This window comes from Ruegeria profundi, from assembly GCF_049800715.1.
GTDB lineage: Bacteria > Pseudomonadota > Alphaproteobacteria > Rhodobacterales > Rhodobacteraceae > Ruegeria > Ruegeria profundi_A.
On the sequence record NZ_JBNAFO010000010.1, the window covers coordinates 172,943 to 184,505 of the forward strand.

The 11,563-nt window shown below is 57.5% G+C and carries 10 protein-coding genes and 1 tRNA gene; 5 read left to right on the forward strand and 6 right to left on the reverse strand.

Annotation, left to right across the window (positions count from 1 at the left end):
* Positions 1-2 precede the first annotated feature (2 nt).
* From tmk to ACP15L_RS16655, 3 genes are read right to left on the reverse strand one after another with little or no spacing between them, the layout of a single operon-like run.
* A complete protein-coding gene (gene tmk / locus ACP15L_RS16645; RefSeq protein WP_425085042.1) occupies positions 3-629 on the reverse strand; it encodes a dTMP kinase in 627 nt (208 codons plus the stop codon).
* The gene (locus tag ACP15L_RS16650) at positions 626-1,792 is read right to left on the reverse strand and encodes a D-alanyl-D-alanine carboxypeptidase family protein (protein ID WP_425085043.1); all 1,167 of its coding nucleotides are present in this window, start codon (positions 1,790-1,792) and stop codon (positions 626-628) included. Before ACP15L_RS16650 ends, tmk begins: the two co-directional genes overlap by 4 nt.
* A gap of 16 nt (positions 1,793-1,808) precedes the next feature.
* A complete protein-coding gene (locus tag ACP15L_RS16655) occupies positions 1,809-3,125 on the reverse strand; it encodes an SPOR domain-containing protein (RefSeq protein WP_425085044.1) in 1,317 nt (438 codons plus the stop codon).
* A 202-nt stretch (positions 3,126-3,327) separates the two neighbouring features.
* Between ACP15L_RS16655 and ACP15L_RS16660 the strand changes: the two genes are divergently transcribed.
* Positions 3,328-3,417: transfer RNA gene (locus ACP15L_RS16660), tRNA-Ser, on the forward strand.
* Between the two features lie 375 nt (positions 3,418-3,792).
* Here the strand turns inward: ACP15L_RS16660 and ACP15L_RS16665 are convergent.
* Genes ACP15L_RS16665 through ACP15L_RS16675 form a run of 3 tightly spaced genes read right to left on the reverse strand, consistent with a single transcriptional unit; the run spans position 3,793 to position 6,112 of the window.
* On the reverse strand, positions 3,793-5,472 hold the full coding sequence (locus ACP15L_RS16665) for a recombinase family protein (RefSeq protein ID WP_425085045.1): 1,680 nt from the start codon (positions 5,470-5,472) through the stop codon (positions 3,793-3,795).
* The gene (locus ACP15L_RS16670) at positions 5,469-5,885 is read right to left on the reverse strand and encodes a DUF2924 domain-containing protein (protein ID WP_425085046.1); all 417 of its coding nucleotides are present in this window, start codon (positions 5,883-5,885) and stop codon (positions 5,469-5,471) included. The genes ACP15L_RS16665 and ACP15L_RS16670 overlap by 4 nt, the downstream gene beginning before the upstream one ends.
* Complete coding sequence (locus ACP15L_RS16675) at positions 5,882-6,112, reverse strand: DUF3489 domain-containing protein (RefSeq protein ID WP_170554399.1); 231 nt, start codon at positions 6,110-6,112, stop codon at positions 5,882-5,884. The genes ACP15L_RS16670 and ACP15L_RS16675 overlap by 4 nt, the downstream gene beginning before the upstream one ends.
* Positions 6,113-6,560: 448 nt before the next feature.
* Here ACP15L_RS16675 and ACP15L_RS16680 point away from each other — a divergent pair, with 448 nt between their 5' ends.
* From ACP15L_RS16680 to ACP15L_RS16695, 4 genes are all read left to right on the forward strand, one after another.
* The gene (locus ACP15L_RS16680) at positions 6,561-7,955 is read left to right on the forward strand and encodes a site-specific DNA-methyltransferase (protein ID WP_425085047.1); all 1,395 of its coding nucleotides are present in this window, start codon (positions 6,561-6,563) and stop codon (positions 7,953-7,955) included.
* Positions 7,948-8,397, forward strand: a complete 450-nt coding sequence (locus ACP15L_RS16685; RefSeq protein ID WP_170719166.1) for a DUF5681 domain-containing protein — start codon at positions 7,948-7,950, stop codon at positions 8,395-8,397. Before ACP15L_RS16680 ends, ACP15L_RS16685 begins: the two co-directional genes overlap by 8 nt.
* Entirely contained in the window at positions 8,378-9,868 is a 1,491-nt protein-coding gene (terL, locus tag ACP15L_RS16690; RefSeq protein ID WP_171175057.1) for a phage terminase large subunit, read from the forward strand. The genes ACP15L_RS16685 and terL overlap by 20 nt, the downstream gene beginning before the upstream one ends.
* 570 nt (positions 9,869-10,438) lie before the next feature.
* Entirely contained in the window at positions 10,439-11,479 is a 1,041-nt protein-coding gene (locus tag ACP15L_RS16695; protein WP_425085048.1) for an ABC transporter substrate-binding protein, read from the forward strand.
* Positions 11,480-11,563: the final 84 nt, after the last annotated feature.

The following is an 11,563-nucleotide window of genomic DNA, read 5'->3' on the forward strand; positions in this document are numbered from 1 at the left end:
GTCTATCGCAAGGCTGCCTCGACGATACCTCTCACATCCTGTGCGACATTGTCCATGTCGCGATTGCCATCGATGACGCGAAACCGGTCGGAAAACTCATCAGCCAGCGCCAGAAAACCGGCGCGCATCTGTTTTTGCAGGGCAGGGCCGAAATCTTCGAACCGCTCCTCGGTGCCCTGTCGCCCTTTGGCACGAGACAGGCCTGTCTCCGGGTCCATATCGATCAGCAGGGTCATGTCCGGCTCGCGCCCGATCATCAGGTCATGGAGCTGATCGACAACCGCCCGCAGGTTCCCACGGGACAGGCCCTGATACATCCTTGTGCTGTCGGCAAAGCGATCGCAGATCACCACCTTACCCGCGGCCAAGGCCGGTTCGATTGTCCGTTCCAAATGATCGCGGCGGGCGGCGGTGAACAGCAATAGTTCGGTTTCCGCCGACCACCGGTCAGGGTCGCCTTCCAGTACGAGGCGGCGGATTTCTTCTGCCCCCGGCGACCCGCCGGGTTCACGCGTCAGAACGACCTGATGGCCCGCATTGCGAAGGGACTCGGCCAGCATCCGGGCCTGAGTTGATTTGCCTGATCCGTCTATGCCTTCAAAGGTCAGGAATAACCCGCGTTGCGTCACATCGACTCCAGCGGGTTATTAATAACGTCTTTCAGAACAATGCCACCGACCGTCATCATGCGCACCATGAAGCCGCCCAGAAGGACATCCTCGGCCGCGAACAGAGGACGGCGGATTTCGGGCAGACCTTCTGGCTTTATAACGAGCTCGGCCAGTTGCTGACCTTTGGCAACAGGTGCGTTGATGGGGCCGTCATAGACAACTTCGGCTTCGATATTCTGGGTGCCCAGAACCGGGAACAAAACATTCAGGTCGCCGTCGGGCACCAGACCCACGGTCTTTTTCTCACCCATCCACAGCTTGGCTTCGGTTATCGGCGCTTCTTCGGTGGCAACTGTCCTCTCGACAAAATTTCGAAACGACCAGTTAACCACGGACTCAGCCTCCTCTGCCCGCTGAGCGGTACTGTCTAGGCCAGTGAGAACGAAGATCACCCGGCGGTCGCCTTGTTTGGCCGATCCGACAAGGCCGTAGCCGGCCTCTTGCGTGTGGCCGGTTTTCAGGCCGTCGGCCCCAATGTTCAGCCGTAGCAGCGGGTTGCGGTTGCGCTTGTTCGAAGGCGCGCGCCCGTCAAACTCGAATTCTTCTTCAGCGAACAGAGGGTAATATTCGGGGAAATCCGTGATCAGCCTATCTGCGAGAACGGCCAAATCATGCACGGACATCATATGCCCGGCAGCGGGCCAGCCGTTGGAGTTGGCAAAGTTTGAGTTGTTCATCCCCATCTGCTGCGCGCGCTGGGTCATATAGCGGGCAAATCCGGCCTCGGTCCCATCGGGGCTGAGCGCCTCGGCGATCACCACGCAAGCGTCATTGCCAGACAGTACGATAATGCCCCGTATCAGATCCTCGACAGACACACGGTCCTGCGTGTTCAGGAACATGGTTGAGCCGCCATAGCTCATGGCATGTTCCGAGACAGGCAATGTCTCCTGCAGCGTCAAACGCCCATCACGTAGGGCTTCGAACGCGACATAAAGCGTCATGAGCTTGGACATGGATGCGGGCGGAAGCGGCTGATCAGCGTCTTTGGAAAGAAGCACGGTACCTGTGGTTTGGTCCATTACATATGCCGCGCGTGCCGAGGTGTCGAACGCGTAGGCGGGCAGGGCCAGAACAGCCATCCCGAGGGTGAAAACGGATGTTCGCAATGCGGATAGCATGAGGTGCCTCCTGTTCTCAGTTGGCCACGGTGAACGCGTCGCCAAAGCCCAGATCTTTCACGTCGTTCTGGATGGCCTTGCGCTCGGCGCGGGTGGCGGCAGGTCCGACCAGCACGCGCCAGACGGTGTTGTCTTCGGTCTTCAACTCTCGCACCTCGGCCGACATGCCATTTCTGCGGATCTTGGCCGCGGCGCTGTCGGCATTGGACTGAACGCCAAACGTGCCGACCTGAACAAATGGTTTCGAAAGCGAGGATGTCGTGGCGGCCGTCGCGGCGACAGGCGTCGGCTCTGCGGCGTCGATAGCTGCTGCGGCACCTTCGATCGGGTCAAGCGTGGTTTCGGTGATCGCGTTGGGATCTTTTTTCTGCCACCACTTTCGCTTGGCCGGTTTTTCCTCAGGCGCAACCACCGGCGCATCTGTCAAAGCCGGAGCCGTGCTGGCCGCCGATATCTCTGCGGTGGCCTCGACGGCGGCCTCGGCCCCATCCACGGCTGCGTCCGAGGCAACAGCGGCTGCGCCCACAGAGCCTGCGGTCGCCGCTGTGGCGGGGTCTTTTTTCTGCCACCATTTTCGCTTGGCCGGTTTTTCCGTCTCAGAAGTGGCGTCGGATGCGTCAACCTCGGCTACGTCAGTAGCAACGGCGGCCTCGGCCCCATCCTCGGCTGCGTTCGCGGCAACAGCGGCTGCGCCCACAACGCCTGCAGTCGCCGCTGCGGCAGGGGCTTTTTTCTGCCACCATTTGCGCTTAGCCGGTTTTTCCGTCTCAGAGGTGGCCTCGGATGCATTGACCTCGGCCACGTCACTGGCGGCGGCGGTCTCGGTGCTTGCTTCGGGCGCGGTCTCGGCCTCAGCGACCTCGGGCTCGGGCGGCGCCTCAACGGTTTCTCGCCGCAAGGCCACCACGTTGATCTTGGTTGGCGCGCCAGCTAGGATACCTAGCTGCTCCGCCGCTGCAGATGAAACCTGCAACGCGGGGCCTGGCAGATTGCGTTCACGCCGGAACAAAGCGCCGGTCACGGATTTGTTGTTTGAGGCATTCTTGATGATCACCCGTTCGGGCTGAGTCACATCCGGGTGGGCCACCCAGATCCCGCCCAGCGAGGGGCGGCCGTCCCACAATCCAGCCTCGGTCAATTGGAACACGTCCGGTGCTTCGACATCGCGCTGTGTGTCGTCGGAGGATTGAGGGAAAAGTTCGTTCTTGCTGGTATTTTCGTCGGGTTTTTCTGCGGTTGCCAGCGTTTCCTCGCAACCCGACAACACCACCAAGGCTACAGCCAAGCACGCCAGCCGTTTTGGCCCTGGGCGGATCTCAGTCGCTCGCTTCATCTTGTCATCCCTTGCCTGAAGGGGCCTCGTTCCCCGAGCCCCACCGTCAGCCAGCCGGTTCTTTGCGCCAGTCTGCTGCGGTCTTTCATGCGGATCATAACGTGGGTGTGGTACTATGGAAAGTCCGCTGGTTGGGCTTCGGCAAGATTTCCCGATTTCGACTTGCCTCTGATTTCAGTTGGCCTTAGACCCTGCTTTCGACGGGGAGGTGGCAGAGTGGTCGAATGCGGCGGTCTTGAAAACCGTTGGGCGTGAGAGCGTCCCCAGGGTTCGAATCCCTGTCTCCCCGCCACTCATACCTGTCTCACTTCAGTTGTATTTTCTGATCCGGAATTGTTACGCAATTCCCGCGCGTTGGCGCATGCGCTTTCAATCAGAGACGAAGCAAACCGTACATTCAGAGGACAATTCAGGTGCGAGTCTCAGTGTCGCATTTTAGCGGGGTCGCTTTGGGCTGGATTTCCCTGATAACCTGCAATTTACAGGGAATATTCGCAAACCGGGACTGACTTCCGTCATTTCTTCTATCAGAACTGTATGTTTCTCAGAGGTTTATGTTGCAAATTCCCTAAAAGGTGGAACAGGGAATTTCCTCGTGCGAACAGGGAATTGTTCCGCCGGATCAGGGAGGGCGAAGTCTGTATCAGGGACGCAGGAGCTGGAGATGTCAGAAGCCGAACAGGCGTTCCTGTTCGGACCATTCAAGTGGGTGGGTCACGCTGACCAGACGCTTGAGTGTGAGTTCGGGCGGCTGGCTCCCGTCGAGAATCGCCGTTTGAATCTTTGGTGAGAGAAAGGCGAGCTGAGCACGGGTGCGGATGAAGGCGTCAGGGACGCTTTCGCGGCGGGCAATCTCCATCAGTTGAACTCCGGCCTTCAGATCACGGGCCCAGCCATGGGCGCGGATCAGCATGGACCGGAGGTGGGGATCAGGTTGGGGTGCCATGTCTCCGGCGATGACCTTGGCCTCGACGCCGCGGCGGCACAGATCGAAAGATGCGGTGACGTGGGTGAGATCCGGGTGCAGATGATCGGCCGCGATGCCAAGTGCGCTTGCCAGAGTTTTGGGGTTAAATTCGAAGTCGATCTGTCCTCGTGCAAGTTTGCCTTTGGCCAGAAGAGCAGCGCCGATCTGACAGCCATGGCCTAGAAGCCGGGTTACTAAATCCGCAACTGAAGTCTGAACTGCCTCGGCTGACCCGGCCTCCGGCTGCGCCAGTACTTGGTGCGCCGCGGCGGCGTCTTGCAAATGTCTGACGATGACATCAATGACCGCGTTTTCCAGCGCTGGGCCGGGCAGTCGCCAGCCAGAGATATCCTTGCCGCCTGAGATCAGTCGATTGGAGATATAGTAGCGCAACCGTCGGCCTTTGCGCGTGGTGTGGGTCGGCGTCAACCGATCACCAGTTTCGTCATACAGCAGACCGGTGAGCCAGGCCCCGGGGTCAGTGGAGTGTTGGCGCGCATCGGAGTCGCCGCGTGCCCGCGAGCGGTTGGAGGCCTGTCGCATTTTTTCCTGCACCCGGTCCCAGATGTCCTGATCGATGATCGCCGGATGTTGTCCGTCCCAGATCTTATCCTTGTGGCGGATTTTTCCGAGATAGACCGGATTGCGCAGCAGGTAATAGATTTGACCCCGTGACAGCGGACAATCCCCTTTCACACTGCCATCTGTCCGAACAACCCGTTTTGACCGCAGGTCTTCTGCCGTTGCCCGTTCTTCTACTTTGCGCAGGCAACCAAGCTCGTCATAAAGCCCAAAGAGATGCCGGACCGTTCTGGCCTCCTCTTCATTCACCACCAGCGTTCTTGCCTTCGGATCGGGGTGGCGATCATAGCCCAGAGGCAGGTTGCCACCCATCCAAAGCCCCTTCTTCTTCGACGCTGCAATCTTGTCGCGAATACGTTCGGCGGTGACTTCCCGTTCAAACTGAGCAAAGGACAACAGCACATTCAGCGTTAACCGGCCCATGGAAGATGAGGTATTGAAGGCCTGCGTGACGGACACAAAAGAACAGTTTGCCTGTTCCAGCCGGTCGACCAGCTTAGAGAAGTCGGCAAGCGACCGGGTCAGCCGGTCAATCTTGTAGACCACCACCATGTCAATACGCCCGGCATCGATCTCTTCAAGAAGGCGCTGAAGGGCGGGTCGCTCTAGGGTGCCGCCCGACAGGCCACCGTCATCGTAGCGCCCGGACAACAGGGTCCAGCCTTCATGTCGCTGGCTTGCGACATAGGCCGCGCAGGCCTCATATTGCGCATCCAGCGAATTGAAGTCCTGATCCAGACCATCTTCTGAGGACTTGCGCGTGTAGATGGCGCATCGGATTTTACGGCGCGGGCTCATTTGGCCGCCTTGCCGGTGAGCCCAAAGAAACGCGGCCCTGACCAATGCGCGCCGGTAATCTCTCGGGCGATGGCCGAGAGTGAGCGATAGGACCGACCGTTCCAAGTGAAGCCGTCTTCTGTAACGTCGACTACATGGGTCACACTATTCCACTCGCGTAGCAGGCGCCCGCCGGGTTTTAGGGCAGGGCATGTAGGCCGGGGTTTCTTCCCAGAGCCCTTTTCCAGCGTGGCTTTGACCTGGCGGGGTAGCCTGCCATGACGGCGGGACTGCATCTCAAAGGCGATAAAGCGGCGCAGAAAGGGTTGGCTGAGCATGGCGGGGGCGGGTTGATCAAACAGTTGCTGCCAAAGCGTGACCAGATCCGATCGTCCCATGACGGCCAGATCGGCAACATCGCTCGTCTTGGTCATGACTCTTCTCCTGTTCCCACCGTCAGGTGATAGGTGGAAGAACCATCTGGTTTGTCGGATGTCCGCCTTTCAATTGTGACGCCTTTTTTCCGCAGGCCGCTTAGAGCCGCTCGGACCGAATGAAGCTGCCACCCCGTTGCTTTGCAGAGCGCCTCAAGGCTGGCGCCGCTCGGGCGACGCAACAAAGCTTGAACCTTGTCAATTTTGGTTTGCTTCCGTTTGGACATGAACTGTCTCCTCTGATCTTGGGTCAGCGAGATGCCGAACCCCGGTACCGAGGAGCGCCCGAATGGCTCGGGCGTAGGTTCAGTGATGCGTGGTTTACGGCAACAGTCCAGCTCTTTCTGAAACGATTACTGGAGGCGTGTGTTTTGAAGTGCGACGCTGCCGTACCCCCGATTATTCGTCAACAATCTTAATTGGTTACTTTTAGTTTGGGGGGTTGCGTCTCGTATTGATGGCACCTACATTCGACCTAATCGCCCGGACTATCGGGGCGGGAAACTGCTCCCGCAGGCAGCACTCATTGGAAACACAGGTTTCCGCAGAGAGCATTCAAAGGAGCAACGTCTCGGATCGATTGGTCCGGGGAGTTGCTATTTGTGCTCTCTCCGATTTTCCAACGCGATCCCTCCATCTCGACGTCCGCGCGGCGTCACGCAAAAGGAGGCGGTTATGCCTGCCAACAAAACACAAAGTGACGCTCTGGCGTCCAATACGCCGATCTGGATGGCGGAGAAAGTCATCCAATTGAAGATCAGCCAGATCAAGCCCTACGCCAACAACAACCGCGTGCACGCGGCCAAGAATATCGACAAGCTTAAGGCATCGGTGGCCCAGTTTGGCTTTGTCACTCCGATCCTCGTGGATGCTGAGGGTACCATCATCGCGGGTCATGGCCGCTGTGAGGCCGCTAAGGCCCTGGGGTTGAATTCCGTACCGACTGTTGTCGCGGATCACTTGTCAGATGCAGAAGTTCGTGCTCTGCGCATTGCGGACAATAAGCTGGCGGAATTGTCGGACTGGAATGAAGCGGCGTTGCAGATCGAATTTGCCGAGCTGATGGACCTCAGCCTTGATGGCGAGTTGAACTTTGATCTGGACATCACAGGGTTCGAAACACCGGAGATCGACATCATTATCGACAGCGTCGGTGAGGTGACGGTATCTGTAGCGGAAACTGTTGAGACGCCGGACCCTGCGGCACCCGTAGTCACGGAGCCGGGCGACCTCTGGGTTCTCGGAGATCATCGCATTTACTGCGGGGACGCCCTTCAAGCCCAGAGCTACGACACCTTGCTGGAAGGCGAGACCCCGCAGATAGTCTTCACCGATCCGCCTTACAACGTGCCTGTCAATGGGCATGTGCGGTCCGGCAATAGCGCCGAACTCCGCGAGTTTGCCATGGCGTCGGGAGAAATGACGGATAGCGAGTTCCGCGGCTTTCTTTCAGGCGCGATCACGCAGTTGTTTGACTGCCTGCCGAACGGAGGCATCGCGATGATCTGCATGGACTGGCGTCATATCGAAGAACTGATTACGGCGGGCAAAGCAGCTGGATTGGACCTCATCAATCTCTGCGTCTGGAACAAGACGAACGGAGGCATGGGCAGCCTTTATCGCTCAAAGCATGAGCTGATTTGCATTTTCAAGAAGCCTGGTGCGCCGCACATCAACAACGTCGAGCTGGGCAAACACGGGCGCAACCGGACCAACGTCTGGGATTACGCCGGTGTGAACAGCTTTGGGGCAGGGCGCGAGGCGGATCTCGCGGATCATCCCACGGTGAAGCCGACAGCTCTGGTTGCAGATGCCATCATGGATGTGAGCCACCGCGGCGATGTCGTGCTGGACGCCTTTGGCGGGTCCGGCGCGACTCTGCTGGCAGCTGAGAAAACCGGGCGCCAAGCGCGGCTTATTGAGCTCGACCCGGCTTATGTCGATGTGGCCATCCGCCGTTGGCAGGAGATGACCGGTGAGAACGCCGTGCACGCGGTAACAGGCCTGACGTTCGATGCGCGTTCTGCGGCCAGCGACACCACCTCGAAGCAGGAGGCGGATCATGTCTGACGATACGAAAGATTACGAAGTGGGCTACGGCAAACCGCCCAAAGCGACCCAGTTCAAGAAAGGCAGATCCGGCAATCCAAAAGGCCGGCCGAAAGCGTCGAAGAATGTTGGGTCGATGCTTGAGGAGGTCTTCTTTCGGAAAATCTCAATCACCGAGAATGGATCACGCCGCGAGGTCACGATGCTGGAAGCAATTCTGCGCCAGTTGGTGAATGGGGCAGTCAAAGGCGAGATGCGCTCGATTGACCGGGTGCTCAAACTGTTGCCCGCGGTTCAGGAGGCACGCGCCGCAGAATTGGCGGGTGGCGAAGGCGCAACTGCGGCCGACCCCGGTTCAGACCTGGCCGCCCTGGAAGTGCTGGCAGATATGTTTGGCAGCGATCCGGATCAGCTTTTTGCAAGCATCCAGGGAGGCATCGACGATGAATGCCCTGAATTCTGATGATCGCAAAAGGCTGGCAGAGGCTGCGATGCGTGAAAACCTCTACGCATTCCTTGCGGGCAGTTTTGCTATCTTGTGTCCGGGCGAGAAGCTTGCCCGGGCCCCTTACCTGGAGGCCATGTGTTATGCCCTTCAACGCGTGGCCTCCGGTGAGTGCCAACGGTTGATGATCTCGATAGCCCCTCGCCATCTGAAATCGATCTGTGGATCTGTATTGTTGCCAGCCTTTGAGCTTGGACGCGATCCGACAAAGAAAGTGGTTGTTGTCAGTTACGGCAAAGATCTGGCGCGAGAACATGCGGAACAGTTTCGACGGCTGGTGACCAGCCCGTTTTATCAGCGCCTGTTTCCAAAGATGAAGGTCGATCCCAAACACAACCGGTTCGAACATATGAAAACCACTAAAGGCGGCGGGCGCAAATCGGTCTCTCTTGGCGGTGGTATCACCGGCTTCGGTGCAAACCTCATTATCATCGACGATCTGGGTAAACCCTCTGAAATGCGCCACGATACGTACCGGCAGGAGTTGCGTGACTTCTTCGACCAGACCCTGTTCTCGCGGCTGAACGACAAGCGCACCGATCGTATTGTCTCGATCCAGCAGCGTCTGCACCCGGATGACTTCTCGGCCTACCTCTTGGAAAAGGACACATTTGACCATCTTTGCCTGCCGTCGATCGCGGAGATCCCGGAAGAGATCCCGCTCTACAACAACCGTGTGCTGAAGCGTCGGCCAGGGGACTTGTTGAACCCAGAGCGGGAACCGCAGGAGGTTCTTGATCGGATCAAGGCCGACATAGGCAATTTTGCCTTCCAAGCACAGTATCAACAGAACCCCACGGACGGTGAAAACGAATTTCTCTCAATGTCCGATTTGCATCTAGTGGAAACCTTGCCGGACGAAGACGTGTTCGTCCGGCGGGTCCAAAGCTGGGATACAGCCGCGAAGGATAGTCCGCGTTCTGACTTTACGGTGGGGCTGACCTTTGGGTGGCATGCGTATGAAGAGAGATGGTATTTGCTCGACGTCTTTCGGGCTCGAACGAACTATACTGAGGTGCGCAACGCTGTTCTTCGATTGCGCAAACAGTGGCGCGCGGACCGGGTCCTGATCGAGTCCTCGGCGATGGGTATCCACCTTTTGGATGAATTGAAACGCACCGCTGCAGGTGTTTACATGCCCGTCAACGTGGTCACCGACAAACTGGACCGCTTCATCCCACAGACCGACTGGATAAAATCTGGTAAGTTAGTCATCCCTACGGACAAGCCCTGGTTTGATGAGTTTCGTAGGGAACTGCTGGCGTTTCCGGATGCTGTCAAAGATGATCAGGTAGATGCCCTGACCCAGTTCGCTGAATACATGCGTCGAAGGCAAGGGACGTATCTCGATACAGATCCTTACACCGGCCGCCGCCAAGGCAACTATCGACCCGAACGACCAAGAAGGGAAGATCGCATGCGGTTCTGACGCCAGCGAGGGCGTTTTCCAGCGACCTTGGGTTGGATATCAAGTCTTCGACCTCGAACGTCTGCGATGGAGCGCAAAGCTGCCGTTAGGACCAACTGCAGCGAAGGTCCGCTCGAGCCCATTGTTGACGTTCGGAGGGTAAATTTCCTCGGTCAAGTAGCGCGATGAGAACGCACTCACTGCGTGAACCCACACATCACAAGTGGGGTCAAAATCGGAAGCTAGCTTTCAACATTCGCGGCAAAATCTGTATGACCGCTAGACCATCTGATTGCCCAGAACATATTCGCCAATTGGCGCAAGTATCAAGCTCCGCGCATTCGAAGGCTATGGGTGAACTTGCGATCTTCCTTTGAATAATGCTTGCAATGGTGCTTCGTTTGGATCGCACTGATTTTGTCGCTCTGCAAAAATCCTTGCGAAACAAGTGTTAGAGTGGTCAGACTTACATAGTCACAAAGAGGAAAAGCCGTACCGAGACCGGTGAAATAAGAAGATGCCACAATTAAGCGTGGCCGCCCTCACAGGTGACATGACAGTTCCCGGCTCAAAGCTGGAAGCTGGATAGTTATGGGAGGAAAGACTTTGAAAAAATTGACAAACACACTTGCTGGCTCACTGATCGCATTCGCCGCTTCCATGGGTGCTGCGCAAGCCGACAAGCTGACATTCTACTGTTCGGCGCAGGAAGACTGGTGCCAGCTGATGGCGCGCAGTTTCGAGGACGCCACCGGCATTGACGTGAACATGACTCGCAAATCCTCTGGCGAGACTTTTGCGCAAATCCGTGCGGAAAGCTCAAACCCAAAAGGAGATGTCTGGTGGGGCGGCACTGGTGACCCGCACCTTCAAGCCGCCGAAGAAGGTTTAACTATGGAATATGTCTCGCCCATGCGTGACCAGTTGCATGACTGGGCAATTTCACAGGCCGAAAGTGCTAGCAACAAGACCATCGGTATCTATTCGGGTGCGTTGGGCTATGGCTACAACTCTGACCTCCTGGCGGCCAACAACCTGCCTGAACCCGCCTGCTGGAAGGACCTGCTCAAGCCTGAGTATAAAGGGCACGTTCAGATGGCGAACCCGAATTCGTCCGGAACTGCCTACACGACGCTGGCGTCGATGGTGCAGATCTTTGGCGAGGACGAGGGCTTTGAGTTCATGAAAGGCCTTCACGCCAACATAAATCAGTACACCAAATCCGGTTCGGCGCCCATCAAGGCCGCGGGTCGTGGCGAGAACACGATAGGCATTGTCTTCATGCATGACGCGGTCAAGCAGGCGGTATCGGGCTTCCCTGTAAAGGTTGTCGCCCCGTGCGAAGGCACTGGTTACGAGATCGGTTCGATGTCGATCATTGAAGGCGCTCGCAACGAAGAAGAAGCCAAAAAGTTCTACGACTGGGCGCTGAGCGCCGAAGCGCAAAACCTCGCGCTTGAAGTCAATGCCTTCCAGGTTCCGTCCAACAAGGGTGCGCAAACATCTGAAAGCGCCCCGGATATGAGCCAGATCAAGCTGATTGACTACGACTTCAAAAAGTACGGCTCCTCTGATGAACGTAAGCGTCTGCTGCAAAAGTGGGACGAAGACGTTTCGGTTCTGCCGCAGTAAGTGACTGACACTGCGAAAACCAGGACCCACCCGGTATTGATCTTCTGGATCATTGTCGGGTGGGTCGGCTACGTCCTGCTGCCA